We start from the raw sequence: 20,048 nt of genomic DNA on the forward strand, positions 1-20,048 counted from the left end.
GCAGCGCCACCGGGCAACAGGTGAATTACTTAATGAAAGGGCGCGTGATGAGCCCAACGGGACCGGTGGTGTACCAGCGACGGTTACCCCGACTGCGGGAGTCGCGACCCACGGCCTGAGTCAGACGGTCCAGAATGATGGCAAGGATCACAATGCCGACCCCGCCGACGGTAGCCAGTCCCATATCGAGACGACCGATACCGCGCAGTACCATCTGGCCCAGACCACCGACGGCAATCATGGAGGCGATCACGACCATCGAGAGAGCAAGCATGAGCGTCTGGTTGACCCCCGCCATAATGGTGGGCATCGCCAGCGGTAACTGAACTTTGAACAGCATCTGACGCGGGCTGGCTCCAAATGAACGTGACGCTTCGATCAAATCAGCCGGAACCTGGTTAATCCCGAGGATCGTCAGACGCACAATCGGAGGCAACGCAAAGATAATCGTCACGACCACCCCCGGCACGTTCCCGATACCGAACAGCATCACAATCGGCACCAGATAGACGAACGCCGGCGTTGTCTGCATGGCGTCGAGCAGCGGACGAACGATCTTCGCCGCCCGTGGACTGCGCGCCAGCCAGATCCCCATCGGTAGGCCGATCACCACGCAGAACAACAGGGCGGTCAGCACCAGCGCCAGCGTAATCATCGCCTGCGACCAGGCGCCGATTGCGCCGATCGCAATCAGGGAGATCAGCGTCGCCACGCCCATCCCGACGCCGGAAATCTGCCAGGCGATCAGGGCGAAAACGACGATCGCCACCGGAGCCGGCATCCCCAGCAGCAACTGCTGAAAACCGTTAAGGATGTAATCCACTGGCACACGAATGCCCTGGAAGACGGGACGGAAATGGGTGACCACCCAGTCGATCCCTTCAGTGACCCAACTGTCGAGCGGGATCAGCGTCTTATGGAACGGATCCATAATGTTGAAATGTTCCGGTGCTGGCGCAGGCGCGCTGGTCAGCCAGTCGGCACCGCCGCTATCGGCAGGCGTCCCTGACGGCGTGCCCCAGGCGTCAGCGGATTGTGCGGCGCTATCGGCCGCTGGTGCGGTATCCCACGGATTGGATTGATCAGCCATTGTTTGCCCCCTCGCGATCTAAAGCCTGTAGCAGCATGCGTTTGGAAATAATGCCAACATACTGTTGTTCCTCATCAACAACCGGCACCGCGCACGGCGCCTGTCCGACATGAGAAAGCAACTCGCTAAGCGGGGTTTGCGCATCCACGGCCAGCGGCTCGTCGATTAACGCCCCTTCAATGCTTTGGGCCTGACCTAATGCCGCTTTTAATGAGTCGATGGAGACCACGCCAACAAACTTATTGCCGCGTTCGATGACGTAACCGTATTCCCGGTCTTCGTCCTGTAATAATTTCAGGGCTGAACGGGGACCAAAGCCTGGCGTTTTACGAATCAGTCCGACCGGGCTACGGCGGGCAATATCTTTCGCGCTAAAGACCTGGCTAATATCGACGCCACGGAAGAAGGTACGCACATAATCGTTCGCCGGATTATTCAGAATTTCATCCGGAGTACCGACCTGAACCACTTCGCCATTTTGCATAATGGCAATTCGATCGCCAATACGCATCGCTTCATCGAGATCGTGGGAAATAAAGACGACGGTGCGCTGATGTTTCGCCTGCAGTTTCACCAGTTCATCCTGCATCTCGGTACGAATTAAGGGATCGAGCGCGGAGAAGGCTTCATCCATTAATAAAATGTCAGGGTTAATGGCTAATGCCCGGGCGAGACCGACACGCTGACGCATGCCGCCGGAAAGTTCATCCGGATAGCCGTGCGCGTAATTTTCAAGTCCCACCTGGCGCAGGGCATCCAGCGCTTTTTCGCGACGTTCCTCAGCACTCACACCGGCTAATTCCATGCCGAATGCGGTATTGTCCAGAACGGTCATGTGCGGCATGAGCGCAAATGACTGGAAAACCATCGCAATCTTTTTTCTGCGCACCTCGCGGAGTTCGGCATCCGATATTTTGGCGATATCGACGCCGTCAATCAGTACCTGTCCGCGGGTGGGTTCAATCAGGCGATTGAGAAGGCGTACCATTGTGGATTTACCCGAACCGGATAATCCCATGATGACAAATATCTCGCCTTCTTCAATGGCCAGACTGGCGTCTTTAACGCCAAGCGATAGCCCTGTTTTTTCCAGAATTTGTTCTTTTGAAAGTCCTTTTTCAATATATTTGAAGGCGCGCTGTGGATGCTCTCCAAATACTTTATATAGATTTTTAACTTCTAATTTAATTGCCATGCAATAGAAAGATTCCTGTTATTTGTATATATCGATATATTACCTGATAGAAATAGTCACCTTTTTCTACCCTAACATACTGAGAATCTGAGACAACCCTGAATGTGAAATGAGGCGAAATAGGGTAGAAGGCAAATTGCCGGGACTTCCCATGATATAAGGGCTGAGAGCAAACCACGGCCGGTGAATATTTTTTGTAAGGACCACTGGAAAGGCGCCTGAATTTCGAAAATTCAGGCGAATATGACAACAGCTATTGAGTGTAGATCACCCTGAAATAGTTGGGTGATAAAAACGTGATCTGCTTAAAATATTAACGTAAATATTGTAATGATATTCCTCATATTAATTTGCGTTAAAAATTCCAGTCTTCGTCTTCTGTTTCGACGGCTTTACCCATCACGTACGACGATCCCGAGCCAGAGAAAAAGTCGTGATTTTCGTCGGCGTTGGGCGAAAGCGCAGCCAGGATCGCCGGGTTCACCTCCGCCATTTCCGCCGGGAACAGCGCCTCATAGCCCAGGTTCATCAACGCCTTGTTGGCGTTGTAGCAAAGGAACGCGTTGACATCCTCTGCCCAGGCGGTGTCGGCATACAGCTCTTCGGTATAACGAACTTCGTTATCGTACAGCTCCATCAGCAGATCGAGGGCAAAACCCTTCAGCTCGTCACGCTCGGATTGAGACCGTTTTTCCAGTCCTTTCTGGTATTTATAGCCGATGTAATAGCCATGAACCGCTTCGTCGCGAATGATCAGGCGGATCAGATCGGCGGTGTTGGTGAGTTTGCCGCGGCTGGAGAAATACATCGGCAACCAGAAGCCGGAATAGAACAGGAAGGATTCCAGAAACACGCTGGCAATCTTCTTCTTTAAAGGGTCATCGCTGGCGTAATGCGCGAGGATAATCTGCGCCTTTTGCTGCAACGGCGCATTTTCTTCGCTCCAGGCATAAGCGGCATCGACATCTTTCGTCTGGCACAGCGTAGAGAAGATGGAACTGTAGGAGCGGGCGTGCACCGCTTCCATAAAACTGATGTTAGACAGCACCGCCTCTTCGTGCGGCGTCAGGGAATCCGCCATTAGCGACGGGGCCCCGGCGATATTCTGGATGGTGTCGAGCAGCGTCAGGCCGGTAAAGACGCGGATGGTCAGCTGTTGCTCGGCGGCGCTCAGGTTTTGCCACGCCGGAATATCGTTAGACAACGGCACTTTTTCCGGCAGCCAGAAGTTGCTGGTCAGGCGGTTCCACACTTCCAGATCTTTGTCGTCCTGAATCTTATTCCAGTTGATGGCGCTCACGCGTGATAATGTCATACCGCTCTCCTTACAGTGCGCACGAAACGCAGCCTTCTATTTCAGTACCTTCCAGCGCCAGCTGCCGCAAGCGAATGTAATATAACGACTTAATGCCTTTTCGCCAGGCGTAGATCTGCGCTTTGTTGATATCGCGGGTGGTGGCGGTATCGGGGAAAAACAGCGTCAGTGACAGGCCCTGATCGACGTGTTTAGTGGCTTCGGCGTAGGTATCAATGATTTTCTCCGCGCCGATTTCATAGGCGTCCTGGTACATATCCAGATTCTCATTGGTCATGAACGGGGCCGGATAGTAGACGCGCCCGGTTTTGCCCTCTTTGCGGATCTCCACTTTCGAAACGATCGGGTGAATGCTCGACGTCGCATGATTGATGTAAGAGATCGAACCGGTCGGCGGCACCGCCTGGAGATTCTGGTTATAGATGCCATAGCGCATCACCTCGTCGCGCAGGTACAGCCACATTTCGCGCGTCGGCAGCGTGATGCCGCTACGGGCAAACAGCGCACGGACTTTTTCGGTTTTCGGCGCCCAGTTCTGCTCCAGATACTGCGTGAAGAACTCGCCGCTGGCATAGCGCGACTGCGCAAATCCGGCAAAGGTCTGCCCACGCTCGCGCGCCAGCAACATCGACGTATGCAGCGCATGCCAGGTGATGGTGTAAAAGTAGAGATTGGTGAAATCCAGCCCTTCTGGCGAACCGTAAGCGATGCCTTCGCGCGCCAGATAGCCGTGCAGGTTCATCTGTCCTAACCCGATGGCGTGGGAGGCGGCATTACCGGCGGCAATCGACGGAACGCTGCGAATATGGCTCATATCCGACACCGCCGTCAGCCCGCGAATCGCCGTTTCCACCGTCCGGCCAACGTCCGGGGAATCCATGGTGTGGGCAATATTCAGCGAGCCGAGGTTGCAGGAGATGTCATGCCCGATCTGCGCGTAGTCAAGATTCTCATCGTAGGTGGAGGCGCTATTGACCTGCAAAATTTCCGAGCACAGGTTGCTCATATTAATACGACCCGCAATCGGGTTGGCGCGATTCACCGTATCCTCATACATAATGTAGGGATATCCGGATTCAAACTGAATTTCTGCCAGTGTCTGGAAAAAGTCGCGGGCGTTAATGTACGTTTTGCGCACGCGCTCGTCGGCGACCAGTTCGTCGTACCGTTCGCTTATGGCGATATCGCCGAAGGGCATACCGTAAAGACGCTCGACGTCATACGGTGAAAACAGCGCCATCTGCGCATTCTCTTTGGCCAGGCGGAAAGTGACGTCCGGGATCACTACCCCCAGCGAGAGCGTTTTAATGCGGATCTTTTCGTCGGCGTTTTCGCGTTTGGTATCGAGAAAACGCAGAATATCCGGATGATGCGCGTGCAGATACACCGCCCCCGCCCCCTGACGCGCGCCTAGCTGGTTGGCATAGGAAAAGGCGTCTTCCAGCATCTTCATCACCGGGATCACCCCGGAGGACTGGTTTTCGATGCGCTTGATTGGCGCGCCGGCTTCGCGCAGGTTAGAGAGTAAAAACGCCACGCCGCCGCCGCGTTTGGAGAGCTGAAGCGCGGAGTTCACCGCCCGTCCGATCGACTCCATGTTATCTTCAATCCGCAACAGGAAGCAGGAGACAAGTTCGCCGCGCTGCTGTTTACCGCAGTTTAAGAAGGTGGGCGTGGCGGGCTGGAAACGCCCTGAGAGCATCTCATCGGTGAGTTGTGACGCCAGCGCTTCATCGCCCTGCGCGAGCGTCAGCGCTACCATCACCACCCGGTCTTCAAAGTGTTCCAGGTAGCGTTTGCCATCAAAGGTTTTCAGCGTGTAGCTGGTGTAAAACTTCCAGGCGCCAAGGAAGGTCTGGAAACGAAAACCGCTGGCGTGGGCGCGGGCAAACAGCGTCACCACGAAAGCGCGATCGTAACGCGCCAGAACGCTTTCGTCGTAATACCCTTCGCGCACCAGCGTTTGCAGACGTTCCTCCTGACTGCTAAACGTGACAGAGTGGGGGCGAACATGGGCGGCAAAAAAGGCGTCTACCGCCTGCCGGTCCTTATCGAACTGAATACGGCCTGCTTTATCGTACAGATTCAACATGGCGTTCAGCGCATGGTAATCCAGCGATTCCTGCGTTACGCGTTCTGCGGTTGTCGTTGCCAAAATTCGCTTACTCCTTTTCGAACGTTGTCGATGTCGGCGGGGGTTCCCATCAGTTCAAAACGATAGAGCCAGGGCACGGCGCATTTTTGGGCAATCACTTCCCCTGCGCGACCATACGCCTCGCCGAAGTTACGATTGCCAGAGGCAATGACACCGCGAATTAACACCCGGTTGTGAGCATCATTTAAAAAGCGGATCACCTGTCGTGGCACTGCGCCAGCCGTGCCGCCGCCACCGTAGGAAGGCACCACCAGAATGTAGGGGTCGTCTACCCGGATCCGTTCGCGTTCATTCAGCGGAATGCGAATGGCGGGCAGCCCCAGACGCTGCATAAAGCGGTGCGTATTTTCGGAGCTGCTGGAGAAGTAGACGAGCGGGTTCATGCGCTGGCTACCCGAGGTTCAGGATGCAGACGGTTGATCATATCCGGACGAAATCCTGACCAACTGGTCTCGCCGGCAATGACAACCGGCAACTGACGAAAACCTTGCGCACGCAGGGTATCGGCCGCGTCGGGTACCAGGTCGACGTTCACCATCTCAAATTCAAATCCACGGCTTTCCATCGCCCGTTTAGTGGCGTGGCACTGAACACAGTCATTTCGAGTGTAAATAGTAATGCGCATGATTCGTATTTCCATTTAAAATGAGAAAACGGCGCGATAAGACGCGTCGGGTTGGGTGTGTACTGATAGAGAGAATACTAGATGTAGTTGAATTAAGTTTCAACCATACAAGATATGGGAATTTTCGATTAATAACTCCCCACCGATGAGCACGGCGGGGAGCGGGAGTTTATGGTAAAAAATCGCCGGTTTACATCCGCATGCTAACGGCCAGGCGGTTAAAACAGTTCATCAGACCGATCGCAAAGGTCAGGTCGCTGATTTCGCGAGCGCTGAAATGCGTTAGCAGCGGCAGATAAACGTCATCTTCAGCATGGGTTCTGGCGATATCGGTCACCGATTCCGCCCATGCCAGCGCCGCTTGCTCCTGCTCGCTGAAATGATGGCTCACTCGCCAGCCGGCCAGCGCGTCCAGTTTACTTTGCGCGACACCCGATTTACGCAGCGCCTTGCTGTGCATTTCCAGACAAAACGCGCAGCCGTTGATCTGCGAAATACGCAGGTAAATCAATTCCATCAGCGTGGTATCCAGCGCGCTGTTTTCCAGTGCCGTTTTCGCCTGTACCAGGGCGTTATAGACTTCAGGGCTGAGTTCATAGTAGGGCTGGCGTAACGTCGTCATGGTGCTTCTCCTCGTATTGATGGTCGGCAATGTAGCACTATAATGGACTGTAAAAGAGAGCCATATATTTACGAAAAAAGCAGACCATATGCCGCGCTATCAGCAAATTGCCCGCCAGTTAAAAACGGCCATTGAACGTGGGGAACTCCAGCCCGGCGCCAGACTGCCGTCCAGCCGTACCTGGTCACAGGAGCTGGGTATTTCGCGCTCGACGGTGGAAAACGCCTATGCGGAGCTGGTGGCGCAGGGCTGGCTGGAGCGGCGAGGGCAAGCGGGAACGTTTGTCAGCGCACAGTTGCAGCCGGAACAGGCGTTCAGCGAACCGGTGGTCTTTGCCGGAGAAAGCACAGTCCCTCAGCCCTTTCAGATGGGGCTTCCCGCGTTAGATCTCTTTCCGCGAGACATCTGGGCGCGGGTGATGGGGCGACGATTGCGCATGCAGACGCGTTTTGATCTGGCTCTCGGCGACGTCTGCGGTGAAGCCGCGCTACGCCAGGCAATCGTGGATTATCTGCGCGTGTCGCGCAGTATTGACTGTCTGCCCGAGCAGATTTTTATCACCTCAGGCTATGCGGCGTCGATGACGCTCATCCTGCGCGCGCTGGCCACGCCGGGCGATGGCATGTGGATTGAAGATCCTGGCTTTCCGTTGATCCGTCCGGTGATTGAACAGGAAAACGTCGCGCTGCTGCCGGTTCCGGTCGATGGCGACGGACTGAATGTGGCGACCGGGATCCACAACTATCCGGATGCGCGTTTTGCGTTACTCACTCCTGCCCATCAAAGCCCACTCGGCGTCGCGCTGTCGTTATCGCGACGTCATCAACTGCTGGAATGGGCATCGCATAGCCAGGCGTGGATTATTGAAGATGATTACGACAGCGAGTTTCGTTATCACGGCAAACCGCTGCCGCCGCTAAAAAGTCTGGATGCGCCACAGCGGGTGATTTACGCCGGTACGTTCAGCAAATCGCTGTTTCCCGCCTTACGCTGTGCATGGCTGGTGGTGCCAGTAAACCAGGTGAGCCGTTTCCGTCAGCAGGCGGTACGGATGGCCTGTAGCGTGCCGCTGCTCTGGCAGCAAACGCTGGCGGATTTTATCCACGATGGGCATTTCTGGCGGCATCTGAAAAAAATGCGTCAGCACTATGCGCAGCGAAGAGAATGGACGGAAAGGGCGCTCGGCGAACAGGGATTTCACGTTGTACCTCAACAGGGCGGGATACAGCTGGTGATTACCGTTGACGGTGACGATATCGCGCCGGTACGTAAAGCCAATGAGGCGGGCCTGGCCGTGCAGGCCCTAAGTCGCTGGCGGTTGAATACATCGGGGATGGGAGGGATAGTGCTGTCGTTCACTAACATCGCTTCGCCTGAAATCGCGTGTCAGGTGGCAACGCGGTTGCGGCAGGCCATTCAGTCGGCACTGTAGTCGAGTTTATGCCAGGCCGGATAAACTTAAACGCTATCCGGCGCCGGCCTCACCCTTAGCGACGAAGACTCAGCAACGCCCCGACGAAGATCCCCACCGCCGCCGCTGTACCGATGCTACACCAGGGTTTATCACGTACAAACGTATCGGCGCAGCCTACGGCGTCACGGGCGGCTTGCTGCACGCGCGTCCGGCCATGCATTTTCGCCCGCGTCTCTTTCAGCAGCGCCTGCGCTTTACGCCGTGCTGTATCCGCTTCATCCTTCGCATCGCTGCCCAATGACTTCAGTACGGCTTCCAGACTATCGGCTAATTGATTGACGTCATTATGAATATCCTGCACGCCATCATCTACGTCGTTTCGGTTCGGTCGGTTAAACATATGATCCTCCAGTGATTTCGATGTGACTTTCAGTTTAGTCGATATTTTTAACTTCTGAGACGGCTCACGGCGTTATTGCGCGTTTATGGACTTTTCTGAAAGCGTTGCTAATGCTGAATCAGGTAAGGTAAGCCCGCAGTAAAAGATAACGAGGAAAAAATATGTATTTACGACCTGACGAGGTGGCGCGCGTACTTGAAAAAGTGGGGTTTACCGTCGATGTGGTGACACAGAAAACGTACGGTTATCGACGTGGCGAGAATTATGTCTATGTTAATCGCGAAGCGCGTATGGGACGCACCGCGCTGGTGATCCATCCGACATTAAAAGAGCGCAGTTCTTCGCTGGCTGAACCGGCGTCTGATATTAAAACCTGCGATCATTATCAGCATTTTCCGCTTTATTTAGCCGGGGACACCCACGAACACTACGGAATTCCTCACGGCTTTAGTTCGCGTATTGCGCTTGAGCGCTATTTGAATGGACTGTTTGGCGAAGCGAATTAATTCAGCGACTGGCACAGCCAGTCGCCGAGTCGTTTCAGGCTTTAACCTGTTGGTAGCGACTCACCTTAAACAGGCGGCGGCAATAATCCAGGAAATAGCCATAAACCGCCCCCATCAACATCGATATCACGATATTAGAACTGACTGCGGCGGTAATTTGATGCCAGTCAGCGCCCACCGTTAGCAGAATAGCGACATACACCGGGGACTGGAAGGTGACATAAGCCAGCACATCCGCCAGGTTTTTCAGCCACCCCGCAGAACCCACCTTACGCGACGCCTTCATAAAGAGATCACGATACATTCCGTAGGGCCAGGCGATCAGTATATTGACCGGAATGGCGACCAGTCTGGAAGAAAGTGATTGCTCAAAGGTCATTCCGGAGAGAAATATCTCGATCAACATGTTCACGACAGAACAATAGACAACCATCGCGAACGTGTCTGCTACAGCATGACGCAAGCGTGACTGTGGTGAGAACATGCTAATGCTCCTTGTAAAAAGGGGTAAAATCGCCGTTAAATGAGTTTTCGTTAGTGTTTTGTCGCGGTCTTTTCGCTTGATGATAGAGTATATTGCTGTCTTGTAACTATCAACTAGCGGAATGTTTTTATTTTTACACTTTTTGTCGATAAAATACTCTGTAACCGCCTGATTTTTGTACCGGATAGAGTTTTTGTTGTTGGTATGTGTTAAATGATTAAAAATCAATTGGTTATGTGATGGTTCGGGTTGAGGGGTTTCCATGTAAGGCAAAAACCGCATGTCTGTGCCCGATGAGCCGGTATGGAGGTTATTCGTCAGAGAATGAGAAAATGGGCCGGGATATTATTCAGGGCATAATAACGGGAGGTGGTATTTCCTCTGTTATATTCCAGGGGCTGGAAAATGTTCTGATAATATAATAGACTGCACAGTGTAATAATTTGTTTTAGCGTTAAAGGGTTTTAATTATTATGAATTTGATGTTACAGAACTTAAATAATATTCGTACATTACGCGCCATGGCTCGCGAGTTCTCCATTGACGTTCTTGAAGAAATGCTGGAGAAATTCAGGGTCGTCACTAAAGAAAGACGTGAAGAAGAAGAACAGTTACAGCGTCAGCGCGCTGAACAGCAGCAGAAAATTAATACCTTGCTGGAAATGATGAAGGCCGACGGAATTAGCCCGGAAGAGTTATTCGGGAATGACGTCGCGACCATGCGAGTGGGTAAAAAACGCCAGCCGCGTCCGGCGAAATATCGCTATACCGATCTTAACGGGGAAAGTAAAACCTGGACCGGCCAGGGGCGTACGCCAAAACCGATTGCCCAGGCACTGGCGGCAGGTAAATCGCTGGACGATTTTCTGATCTAATTCTGTAAGCGGTGAGGTGATCCTCACCGCTTATTTCCCCACTATTGTTTCCCGCTATTATTGAGGACGACGGTTCCACGGCATTTTGTCGAGCAGTCGTGCCATGCCACAAAAGCCAGTCAGTCCGGCAAACAATAATCCCGCGCCCACGAATCCGCTGAGCAAGAAAAAGCCACTGTTGACGCTGTACCCCAACACAACGCCCAGTAAGGCCAGCCCGCCTGCGGCAATTTGTACCTGACGCATCAGCGGAAGCGGCTGTGATTTATCTTCCGCCGTGGGGAAACCCGCCGCTTTCCAGCCGTCAATGCCCCCTTCCAGCAACAAGGCTTCTGCCGGTGCGGCAAGAGCCTGCAATGTCGCCGCATTGTTTTGCGTCCGTTTTCCGGACTGACAATGGAAGATAACTTGCTCACCTCGCAGCCTGGCTGGAAAGCCCCCCTGTTCGAGAGCGCTCAGCGGTGCGAGATGGGCCTGCGGAATATGTTCACGCAGGTATTCGTCGGCATCGCGAATATCAATCAGTCTGGCGCCTTGCTCGATACGGGCCTTTGCATCGCGCGGGGAAATCGTCCCGATAGTCATGTTCACTCCTTATGGACAATAGACGTTTTTCAATGTGGCAATGAGTGAGTTCACCGCTGCATTTTTAATGAAATAGAGGATGCGCTGGGCATCGCGCTGGCTACCAATCAGTCCTTCTTCGCGCATTTTTGCCAGATGCTGTGAGGTGGCCGACGGGCTTAACCCGGTGGCGCGTGCCAGATCGCCCGCGCTGGTGCCCGGTGAGCCGCAAAGCATACACAGGATAAGCAGTCGCTTAGGGTTGCTCATCGCTTTCAGCAGGGCCGCCGCCTGTTCTGCGCTGGCCTGGAGTTGTTCAAGTTCGCTCATATGCATTTTAGGTTTCTCTAAATTAAGTAAATTCTAAAATAAAAGTGAAACGCCTGCCAGCGTAAAAAACGTAAAAGAGGGTAAAAGCGAGAGTGATGACTGGCGATCTCCGCTAAGCTCGCTACGCTTAGGGATAAAATCCCTTTTTAAACAATAAGTAATTTTTCTTTTTGGAGTGTGTATGGGTTTCTGGAGAATTGTATTTACGATCGTTCTGCCGCCGCTGGGTGTTCTGCTGGGGAAAGGGTTCGGCTGGGCCTTCATCCTTAATATCATTCTGACGTTGTTGGGTTATATCCCGGGTCTGATTCACGCGTTCTGGGTGCAAACCCGTCCTTCAACGCTTTCTTAAGCGTCATAATACCGCCCGATAGCGTGACGTTATCGGGCTGCACCGGTCGCCGTGCCGCCAGAATTTTAAGCGAAACTTTCTGCTACACTTCGTGAGTGTTTATTGTCAATGATCGAGGTGGATATGGGACTTTTCAACTTTGTAAAAGACGCCGGGGAAAAATTGTGGGATGCAGTCACCGGCAATCACGATAAAGACGATTTAGCCAAAAAGGTGCAGGACCACCTGAATAAAACCGGTATTCCGGATGCCGACAAGGTGAATGTACAAATTGCCGATGGCAAGGCGACGGTCACTGGCGACGGATTAAGCCAGGAAGCGAAAGAAAAAATCCTGATTGCGGTCGGGAATATTTCCGGGATTGCCAGCGTGGAGGATCAGGTTAAAACCGACGCGCCTGCCGCCGAGAGTCAGTTCTATACGGTGAAATCCGGCGATACCCTGAGCGCTATTTCGAAACAGGTTTACGGCAATGCCAACCTGTATAACAAAATCTTTGAGGCGAATAAGCCGATGCTTAAAAGCCCGGATAAAATATATCCCGGCCAGGTGCTGCGTATTCCGGAAGAATAAGTGCCGTCAGGATTTTTGCGCCAGCAGTTTACCGTTCATGGCCTGCTGGATAATAGGAATCGGCGTCAGTAAATGTTGGCGCATAAGTTCACTGGCGCGCGTCGCATCGCGCGCCAGAATTGCTTCGGTCAGCGTCTGATGCTGAACGTGTTTATCTTCCAGCATTTCAACCGACAAGACCGTTTTTCGCAGCCAGATAAACCGATAACGCGCGGCGAGATCAAACAGCCGTTCACGCATTTGCAGCAGATACTGCGAACCGCATCCGGCAACAATAGCGGTATGGTATGCCTGATGGCGTAAATCCCACTCATCCAGCAGGTGTTCACTGGCGTCGCTGGCCTCAAGCTTGCTGAGCATGTGGGCGCGGGCGAGGATCTCGGCTTCCCATTCGTCACCGCCGCGTTCAATCGCCAGACTTACCAGCATGGCTTCCATATTGGCGCGGGCGTCGAAAATATCGAGCAGTTCCTGCTCTGACATGGACGCCACCCGATACCCTTTCTGATTCACCACCGTGACCAGCCGTTCCGCCACCAGATGAGAAAGCGCCTCCCTGAGCGGCCCAACGCCAAGAGAATAGCGTGAGGTTAATAAACTCATGCGCAGTTTTTCATCAGGCTGATAAACACCGCGAATAATATCGTTCTTCAGCCAGCGGTATCCATCTATGGCCGTCGGATGGGAAATGGCGGTCATGGTCTTACTCCTGAATCGTGTTCCCGGCCTGCGCCGGGAAATCATTTAACGGGTATTTTGCAGCGGTGTCTTTTGCCACAATACCAGTTTTTTCCAGCGCGACATAATCGGCACGGTGCAAATAATCCCCAGCCCCAGCAACCCTGTGGAAATCACTTCCAGCTGTTGCGCCGGGCGGAAGAGCATCACAACCAGCACAAAGATGATAAAACCAATCACCAGCCAGGTCAGCCATGGATAGAGCCACATTTTCAGTTTGATCTCGCCGCCCTCCGCCAGCAGGATTTTGCGCATCCGCAGTTGAGAAACGGCGATAACCAGATACACCAGCAGGGCGATGGCGCCGGAGCTGTCAATCAGGAACTTAAACACTTTTGCCGGGGCATAATAGTTCACGACTACGGTTAAAAACGCTGCGCCGGTCGAGAGCAGCACCGCCACCCAGGGGGTTTTGCTGCGATTGATTTTGCCCATCATGGCCGGCGCGTCGCCACGGCGGCTCAGGGAGTAGAGCATTCGCGACGCGGTATACAGCGCAGAGTTCAGGCAACTGGTTACCGAGAGCAGGATCACACAGTCCATAATCAGTTTGGCGTGCGGAATATGCAGCAGTTCCAGCACCGACTGATAGGAGCCAACCTCTTTCAGACCCGGCATGTTCCACGGGATCAAGGCGACGACGACAAAGATCGAACACAGATAGAAGATCGAAATACGCCAGATGACCGAGTTAGTCGCGCGGACGATGTGCTTATCCGGCGTGTCGGATTCGGCGGCGGCGATGGTGACAATCTCAGCGCCCATAAATGAGAACATCGTGATCAGCATGGCGCTCAGCACCGCGCCAAAGCCGTTCGGCATAAAGCCGCCATGATCCCATAAGCGCGAAATACCGCTGACTTCAGCGTAAGGGTAAAAGCCGCTGATCGCCGCCGCGCCGAGGGCGATAAAGGCGAGGATGGCAATCACTTTGCACAGCGCCAGCCAGAACTCAAACTCACCGTAGTTTTTGACGCTCAGCAAATTACTGCCGGTTAACGCCAGCGTGATAACCAGCGAGAACAGCCAGATTGGGACGCCGGGGACCCAGGAATTGAGAATGATCGCGGCGATATTCGCTTCAAGCGGGATCACCAGCACCCAGAACCACCAGTATAACCAGCCGATGGTGTAGCCTGCCCAGCGCCCGATGGCTTTATCAGCGTAGGTGGAAAAGGAACCGGTGTCTGGCGTGGCGACGGCCATTTCGGCCAGCATCCGCATGATCATCACCACCAGTAACCCGGCGAACAGATAGGCCAACAGGACCGCAGGCCCGGCCTGGGCTATCGCCACGCTGGAACCCACAAACAGACTTGCGCCGATAACCCCGGCAATAGACAGCATGGTGACGTGGCGTGATTTCAGCCCGCCCCCTAAATCATGTGATTGCGACAGTTGCCCCATCTTATGACCTCTTTATTGTTATTGAGCCGTTTGCCGGATGGCGACTCCGCCTTATCCGGCCTACAAACCACGCCGACTCTGTAGGCCGGATAAGCGAAGCGCCATCCGGCAATGGGCTGCAAGGGTTAACCTTGTTTCGCCTCATCAAAACACTGGGCGATAATGTCCAGCCCCTGGCGGATTTGCGCCTCTTCAATGGTGAGCGGAACGAGGATGCGCAGCACGTTGTAGTACGGCCCACAGGAGAGCAGGATCAGCCCTTTGTCGCGGGCGCGTGCGACGATCTCCGCCGTCAGTTTTGCATCCGGCTTGTTATGGTCGCCGTCTTCGAACAGTTCAATGGCGATCATGGCGCCCAGCCCACGAACGTCGCCGATTTCACGATGCGTTTCAGCTATCGCCAGCAGGCCGTTGCGCAGGGTTTTGCCGAGTTCGTTCGCCTTTTGCAGCAGATTTTCCTGCTCGAAAATGTTCAGTACCGCCAGCGCGGCGGCGCAGGCGATCGGGTTACCGGCATAGGTGCCGCCCAGCCCACCCGGCGGGATGGCGTCCATGACGTCGGCGCGTCCGGTCACGCCCGCCAGCGGAAAGCCGCCGGCAATGGATTTGGCGAAGGTGGTGATGTCCGGCGCCACGCCCATCTGCTCCATCGCGAACAGCGTACCGGTACGCCCCGCGCCGCTCTGCACTTCATCGGCAATTAGCATGATCCCGTGCTCGTCGCAAATCGCGCGCAGGCGCTGCATAAAGGCCGGAGAGGCGGCGTAAAAACCGCCTTCGCCCTGTACCGGTTCAATCACGATGGCGGCGATATCTTCCGGCGCGGCATCGTTTTTAAAGATGCGGTGAATGCTGGCGATGGCGTCATCTTCGCTAATGCCGTGCAGGGCGCACGGATAGAGCGCGCGATAAACGTGACCCGGCATCAGCCCCATTCCGGCGGAGTACGGGTTCACTTTCCCGGTCAGTGACAGGGTGTAGTGAGTGCGACCGTGGTACGCGCCGCTAAAGGCGATCGTCCCTGTACGTTTCGTTGCCGCGCGGGCGATCTTCACCGCGTTTTCCACCGCTTCGGAACCGGTGGTGACCAGCAGGGTCTTCTTGGCGAAGTCACCCGGCACTTTCTGGTTCATGATTTCGCACAGTTGCAGATACGGCTCATAGGCCAGCACCTGGAAGCAGGTATGGGACAGTTTTTTCAGCTGTTCTTCGACTGCCGAGACGATCTGCGGGTGCAGGTGTCCGGTGTTCAGTACCGCAATGCCGCCGGCAAAATCCAGGAACTCACGGCCTTCCACGTCCCAGACCCGACAGTTTTCCGCGCGCTCGGCAAAGATCGGGTGAATCTGTCCTACGCCACGCGGGACGGCATGAGTGCGACGCTGCATTAATTCGTTATTGGTGCTCATCAGGTGTTCTCCAGTCGATTTATTATTAAAGGCCAATGCACAGATATTTGATTTCTAAGTAATCTTCGATGCCGTATTTGGAACCTTCACGGCCAAGACCGGAGGCTTTGATCCCGCCAAACGGCGCGACTTCGTTCGAGATAATGCCGGTATTAATGCCGACGATGCCGTACTCCAGCGCCTCGCCAACGCGAAAGACACGGCTCAAATCGCGGGCGTAGAAATAGGCCGCCAGACCAAACTCGGTGTCGTTGGCCTGTCTGATCACGTCGGCTTCATCGGTAAAGCGGAACAGCGGGGCCAGCGGGCCGAAGGTCTCTTCTTTGGCGACCTTCGCGTTGTCTGGCACGTCCACCAGAATGGTCGGCTGGAAGAAATTGCCGCCCAGCGCGTGCGGTTTCCCACCGCTAATCACCCGGGCGCCTTTTTCCAGCGCATCGGCAATATGTTCCTGCACTTTGGCGACCGCTTTCTCATCAATCAGCGGGCCGGTGGTGACGTCGGGAGCCAGACCGTCACCGAGATGCAGTTTTTCCACCGCCTGCTGCAGTTTCTCCGCAAAGCGCTCATAAACGCCGTCCTGCACATACAGACGGTTAGCACAGACGCAGGTCTGCCCGGCGTTGCGGAACTTGGAAGCCAGCGCACCTTCTACCGCTTTATCAAGGCAGGCATCGTCAAAGACGATAAACGGCGCGTTACCGCCCAACTCCAGGGAGACTTTTTTGATGTCTTTGGCGCACTGTTCCATCAACTGGCGGCCAATTTCCGTCGAACCGGTGAAAGACAGTTTGCGTACCAGCGGATGGCTGGTCAGTTCGTTACCGACGGCGCCCGCCGAACCGGTGACAACGCTGAATACCCCCGCCGGGATCCCGGCGCGGTTTGCCAGTTCCGCCAACGCCAGCGCGGAGAACGGCGTCTGGCTGGCGGGTTTAAGCACCATCGTGCAGCCTGCCGCCAGTGCCGGACCGGCTTTGCGGGTGATCATCGCTGACGGGAAGTTCCACGGCGTAATGGCGGCAGTGACGCCAATGGGTTGCTTAATGACGATCAGGCGTTTGTCGGCCTGGTGTCCGGGAATGGTGTCGCCATAAATACGTTTGCCCTCTTCGGCAAACCACTCAATAAAGGAGGCGGCGTAGCTGATTTCCCCTTTGGCCTCGGCCAGCGGCTTGCCCTGTTCCAGGGTCATCAGACGGGCGAGATCGTCCTGATGTTCCAGCATCAGATTGAACCAGCGACGCAGAATATTCGCCCGCTCTTTGGCGGTGAGGTTGCGCCAGGCGGGCAGCGCGCGGTTAGCGGTCTCAATGGCGTCGCGGGTTTCCGCGCGGCCCATTTTCGGCACGCTGCCCAGCGTCTTGCCGTTAGCCGGGTTGGTCACCGCAATGACTTCGCCGCTATCGGCATCGCGCCACTGGCCGTTGATCAAGGCCTGCTGACGGAACAACGTCGGATCGTTTAGTTGCATGATGGCTTCCTGTCTGAAAAAAGGTTAACGGGTGAAAGCGGCGTGTAATGTGTCCACGCTACGTGCCGCACGCAGCGTGCGTCCGGGATTGCTCTGGTTTGCCAGTAACGTCTGTACCTGACTGACGATGTGTGCGCCGATAGGCAGCGCTGATGTCGCCGCCGGAGAGGGGGCATTGCAGGTGTGGATTGAGCGCGGCGTGGTGACAAACAGAAAATCGTCAATCAGCTTGCCATCCGGCGAAACGGCCTGGGCGCGGACGCCTGCGGGCCACGGTTGCAGATCGTTTAGCGTCAGGCTCGGGCAGTACTTTTGCACCCGTCGCAGATAGCCGCTCTTGCACAGCGAGTTTTTCATTTCACTTAAACCGGCGCGCAGGTTGTTTTGCAGGACCCGACGAATGCCGGAAGAACCGAGGATCTCCAGCGTATCGCTGAGTGAAAAGTCGCGTTTGCGATAGCCCTCGCGCTTAAACGCCAGCACTGCATTCGGCCCAACCGTGACGCTGCCGTCGATCATGCGGGTGAGATGGACGCCGAGAAACGGCATCGCCGGATCAGGGATCGGGTAGATCAGATGGTTGACCACCTGATTGTGTTCCGCCGACAGACGGAAGTACTCGCCACGGAACGGACAGATGATAAAACCTGGCTCGACGCCGAGCATTTTCACCAGCCGATCGGCCATCAGTCCGGAGCAGGTAATCAGCGTCGACCCTTCAAATTCCTGTCCCTGGCGGGTACGCACCACCACGCCCGAGGCATGCTCTTTCAGGGCGCTGACGTCGGCGTTGTAGATAATCTCGCCGCCTCTGGCCTGGAAGATTTTCGCCATCGCCGCCGTGACCTCCCGGTAGCTGACGATCCCGCTGGACGGCACAAAAATGCCGCCGAGTCCGGTGATGTTTGGTTCGCGCTCGCGCAGTTCCTGCGCATTCAGCCACTTGCGCTCTAAGCCGTTGGCCGCGGTGCGATCCCACAGGGCGCGCATCCGTTCCATTTCCAGTTCAGAGGTCGCGACCAGCATCTTGCCGCAGGTGTCGTAGCGGATGCCGTTTTGATCGCAAAAGGCTTTGGTCGCACGGTTACCGGCGAGACAAAACTGCGCCTTCAGACTGCCTGGGGTGTAATAGACCCCGGCATGGATCACGCCGCTGTTGTGGCCCGTCTGATGACAGGCCGGGCCGGACTCTTTTTCCAGCAGTGCGATGCGAGCGTCCGGATAGACCTCAATTAACTGCATGGCGGTCGACATGCCAATAATGCCGCCGCCAATAATCACAAAATCATACATCCGCTTGTTCCTTCACGCTTACTGGTGAGTCTGGTAGTGGTGGGTGGAATAAGCGAAGTAGCCGCGCTGGCGCATGAGTTCGCGGCGCAGGTCCGGGTGCGAGGTAAAACGATCGCGGCCGTGCAGCCAGAACAGGTTGTTGATCAACAGGAATTTACCCACCGAAACCGGAACGGACAGGATGTTTTTGCTGGTTTCCAGCGCATCAGACAGGTCGCTCAGCCAGACGCCTTCTTCAAAATCTTTCGGCTGCACAAACTGGTCGATGTAGCGCATGACCGGGCGGCCCTGTTGGTCGACGTCAAATACCGGGTGGAACACATCATGGCTGACGTTCTTGCTGGGCGGCGCAGCGAAGCGCATCGGACGGCGCGCCAGTGGGTGGCTGAAGTACTCGTCAAGATGCTCCCAGTCGTCAAGATGCAGCAGCAGCGAGTTGCCGCCGGTCATGTTCTGCTCGTCGATTTTCATCATCAGCACGTAATCGGTGATCTCTTCGACGTAGGTGCCGTCGTTATGCAACTCCATCACGCGGTGCGGCTGGCGCAGATAGCTGTCTGAGTTATCGACGTTTTTTACCACAAAGCGCGCATAGTACTGGCCGCTCATGGCATCAAAGTTGGAGCGTCCAACCAGATGCGCCACCGCGGTTGCCAGCTTGACCATGTCGTCAGCCTGCGCCACGTCATCGACGCCTTCGGCGTTGATCAGCAGCGCACCCTCAGCGCGATCGAGCAGCGTTTTCAGCAGCAGCGGCTGCAGCTGGTTGTCGCACAGATCGTCGAGGATCTTGCCCACTTTGAAGCGCAGGAACGATTTGTATTCCAGCGCCTGCACTGGCCATTGCGCGACCTGCTGAAGAAAGTGTTCCGTCGTCCGGGCGGAAAAGGTCAGTTCCCGCAGACGCGGGGACTGGGCTGACGGTTTCAGCGTAAATCCGTTGTCAGGTTGGCCTGGATCTTCAGCGTTTGGTTTAACGGCAGTCAGTGCATTCATCAGAATCGATCCTCTCAGTAGATGGTCAGGGAGACATGGCGAAGCTTATTTCGTAGCCATAAATTAAAAATATCTACATTTTTAATAAACGCGCACAAAATGAACTTTTTGTTTCTTTTTTGTGATCAAAAACAACAAATATTTAACATTATTAAATGCAGGGATAAGTGGATGCGTACCGAGAGAAAAGGGCGGAAAAGGTTGAGGAAACCGCCGGTTAGCCTACACTAA

At 54.9% G+C, this 20,048-nt stretch carries 22 protein-coding genes; 5 read left to right on the plus strand and 17 right to left on the minus strand.

What is annotated here, in order from left to right; all coding sequences use genetic code 11:
* Window positions 1-25: 25 nt before the first annotated feature.
* The 7 genes from proW to WM46_RS25660 form a co-directional block, all read right to left on the minus strand.
* Entirely contained in the window at window positions 26-1,090 is a 1,065-nt protein-coding gene (gene proW / locus WM46_RS25625; protein WP_102603719.1) for a glycine betaine/L-proline ABC transporter permease ProW, read from the minus strand.
* Window positions 1,083-2,285: a glycine betaine/L-proline ABC transporter ATP-binding protein ProV gene (gene proV, locus WM46_RS25630; protein ID WP_061075056.1), complete on the minus strand. Its 1,203-nt coding sequence runs from the start codon at window positions 2,283-2,285 to the stop codon at window positions 1,083-1,085. Before proV ends, proW begins: the two co-directional genes overlap by 8 nt.
* A 355-nt stretch (window positions 2,286-2,640) precedes the next feature.
* Window positions 2,641-3,600 (minus strand): class 1b ribonucleoside-diphosphate reductase subunit beta, encoded by a 960-nt coding sequence (nrdF, locus tag WM46_RS25640; RefSeq protein WP_102603720.1) that lies wholly within the window; start codon window positions 3,598-3,600, stop codon window positions 2,641-2,643.
* 10 nt (window positions 3,601-3,610) lie between these two features.
* Complete coding sequence (gene nrdE / locus WM46_RS25645; protein ID WP_102603721.1) at window positions 3,611-5,755, minus strand: class 1b ribonucleoside-diphosphate reductase subunit alpha; 2,145 nt, start codon at window positions 5,753-5,755, stop codon at window positions 3,611-3,613.
* Entirely contained in the window at window positions 5,728-6,138 is a 411-nt protein-coding gene (gene nrdI / locus WM46_RS25650) for a class Ib ribonucleoside-diphosphate reductase assembly flavoprotein NrdI (RefSeq protein ID WP_102603722.1), read from the minus strand. The genes nrdE and nrdI overlap by 28 nt, the downstream gene beginning before the upstream one ends.
* On the minus strand, window positions 6,135-6,380 hold the full coding sequence (nrdH, locus tag WM46_RS25655) for a glutaredoxin-like protein NrdH (RefSeq protein ID WP_042326022.1): 246 nt from the start codon (window positions 6,378-6,380) through the stop codon (window positions 6,135-6,137). The genes nrdI and nrdH overlap by 4 nt, the downstream gene beginning before the upstream one ends.
* A gap of 190 nt (window positions 6,381-6,570) precedes the next feature.
* Window positions 6,571-7,002: a carboxymuconolactone decarboxylase family protein gene (locus WM46_RS25660; RefSeq protein WP_102603723.1), complete on the minus strand. Its 432-nt coding sequence runs from the start codon at window positions 7,000-7,002 to the stop codon at window positions 6,571-6,573.
* 88 nt (window positions 7,003-7,090) lie between these two features.
* Between WM46_RS25660 and WM46_RS25665 the strand changes: the two genes are divergently transcribed.
* The gene (locus WM46_RS25665; RefSeq protein ID WP_102603724.1) at window positions 7,091-8,434 is read left to right on the plus strand and encodes a PLP-dependent aminotransferase family protein; all 1,344 of its coding nucleotides are present in this window, start codon (window positions 7,091-7,093) and stop codon (window positions 8,432-8,434) included.
* Window positions 8,435-8,489: 55 nt separating this feature from the next.
* On the opposite strand, the gene WM46_RS25670 is transcribed toward WM46_RS25665, so the two are convergent.
* Window positions 8,490-8,816, minus strand: a complete 327-nt coding sequence (locus tag WM46_RS25670) for a DUF883 domain-containing protein (protein WP_042999636.1) — start codon at window positions 8,814-8,816, stop codon at window positions 8,490-8,492.
* A 161-nt stretch (window positions 8,817-8,977) separates the two neighbouring features.
* Here WM46_RS25670 and WM46_RS25675 point away from each other — a divergent pair, with 161 nt between their 5' ends.
* Entirely contained in the window at window positions 8,978-9,322 is a 345-nt protein-coding gene (locus WM46_RS25675) for a DUF2002 family protein (protein ID WP_042326015.1), read from the plus strand.
* 34 nt (window positions 9,323-9,356) lie between these two features.
* On the opposite strand, the gene alaE is transcribed toward WM46_RS25675, so the two are convergent.
* Window positions 9,357-9,806: an L-alanine exporter AlaE gene (gene alaE / locus WM46_RS25680; protein WP_061075050.1), complete on the minus strand. Its 450-nt coding sequence runs from the start codon at window positions 9,804-9,806 to the stop codon at window positions 9,357-9,359.
* Between the two features lie 473 nt (window positions 9,807-10,279).
* Between alaE and stpA the strand changes: the two genes are divergently transcribed.
* Entirely contained in the window at window positions 10,280-10,681 is a 402-nt protein-coding gene (gene stpA / locus WM46_RS25685) for a DNA-binding protein StpA (protein WP_061075049.1), read from the plus strand.
* 57 nt (window positions 10,682-10,738) lie between these two features.
* Here the strand turns inward: stpA and WM46_RS25690 are convergent, their stop codons facing one another.
* Entirely contained in the window at window positions 10,739-11,266 is a 528-nt protein-coding gene (locus WM46_RS25690; protein WP_102603725.1) for a rhodanese family protein, read from the minus strand.
* A 9-nt stretch (window positions 11,267-11,275) separates the two neighbouring features.
* The gene (locus WM46_RS25695) at window positions 11,276-11,575 is read right to left on the minus strand and encodes an ArsR/SmtB family transcription factor (RefSeq protein ID WP_042999641.1); all 300 of its coding nucleotides are present in this window, start codon (window positions 11,573-11,575) and stop codon (window positions 11,276-11,278) included.
* A gap of 181 nt (window positions 11,576-11,756) precedes the next feature.
* On the opposite strand from WM46_RS25695, the gene WM46_RS25700 reads away from it, so the two are divergent.
* Entirely contained in the window at window positions 11,757-11,927 is a 171-nt protein-coding gene (locus WM46_RS25700) for a YqaE/Pmp3 family membrane protein (RefSeq protein ID WP_042326004.1), read from the plus strand.
* Between the two features lie 123 nt (window positions 11,928-12,050).
* Window positions 12,051-12,500: a peptidoglycan-binding protein LysM gene (gene lysM / locus WM46_RS25705; RefSeq protein ID WP_061077921.1), complete on the plus strand. Its 450-nt coding sequence runs from the start codon at window positions 12,051-12,053 to the stop codon at window positions 12,498-12,500.
* A 6-nt stretch (window positions 12,501-12,506) separates the two neighbouring features.
* Here lysM and csiR read toward each other — a convergent pair whose 3' ends face one another.
* The 6 genes from csiR to glaH all read right to left on the minus strand — a co-directional run bounded on the left by csiR (window position 12,507) and on the right by glaH (window position 19,817).
* On the minus strand, window positions 12,507-13,199 hold the full coding sequence (gene csiR / locus WM46_RS25710) for a DNA-binding transcriptional regulator CsiR (protein WP_102603726.1): 693 nt from the start codon (window positions 13,197-13,199) through the stop codon (window positions 12,507-12,509).
* A gap of 45 nt (window positions 13,200-13,244) precedes the next feature.
* Window positions 13,245-14,645, minus strand: coding sequence for a GABA permease (gene gabP / locus WM46_RS25715; protein WP_061075045.1), 1,401 nt, complete (start codon window positions 14,643-14,645; stop codon window positions 13,245-13,247).
* Between the two features lie 125 nt (window positions 14,646-14,770).
* Complete coding sequence (gabT, locus tag WM46_RS25720; RefSeq protein ID WP_102603727.1) at window positions 14,771-16,054, minus strand: 4-aminobutyrate--2-oxoglutarate transaminase; 1,284 nt, start codon at window positions 16,052-16,054, stop codon at window positions 14,771-14,773.
* Between the two features lie 25 nt (window positions 16,055-16,079).
* Complete coding sequence (gene gabD / locus WM46_RS25725; RefSeq protein ID WP_061075043.1) at window positions 16,080-17,528, minus strand: NADP-dependent succinate-semialdehyde dehydrogenase; 1,449 nt, start codon at window positions 17,526-17,528, stop codon at window positions 16,080-16,082.
* 24 nt (window positions 17,529-17,552) lie between these two features.
* Window positions 17,553-18,821 carry an L-2-hydroxyglutarate oxidase gene (gene lhgO / locus WM46_RS25730; protein ID WP_102603728.1) on the minus strand — a complete coding sequence of 423 codons (1,269 nt, stop codon included), beginning with the start codon at window positions 18,819-18,821 and terminating at the stop codon, window positions 17,553-17,555.
* An 18-nt stretch (window positions 18,822-18,839) separates the two neighbouring features.
* On the minus strand, window positions 18,840-19,817 hold the full coding sequence (gene glaH / locus WM46_RS25735) for a glutarate dioxygenase GlaH (protein ID WP_102603729.1): 978 nt from the start codon (window positions 19,815-19,817) through the stop codon (window positions 18,840-18,842).
* Between the last annotated feature and the right edge of the window lie 231 nt (window positions 19,818-20,048).

Origin of the sequence: Citrobacter freundii complex sp. CFNIH2 (assembly GCF_002880615.1) — a bacterium.
GTDB lineage: Bacteria > Pseudomonadota > Gammaproteobacteria > Enterobacterales > Enterobacteriaceae > Citrobacter_A > Citrobacter_A amalonaticus_F.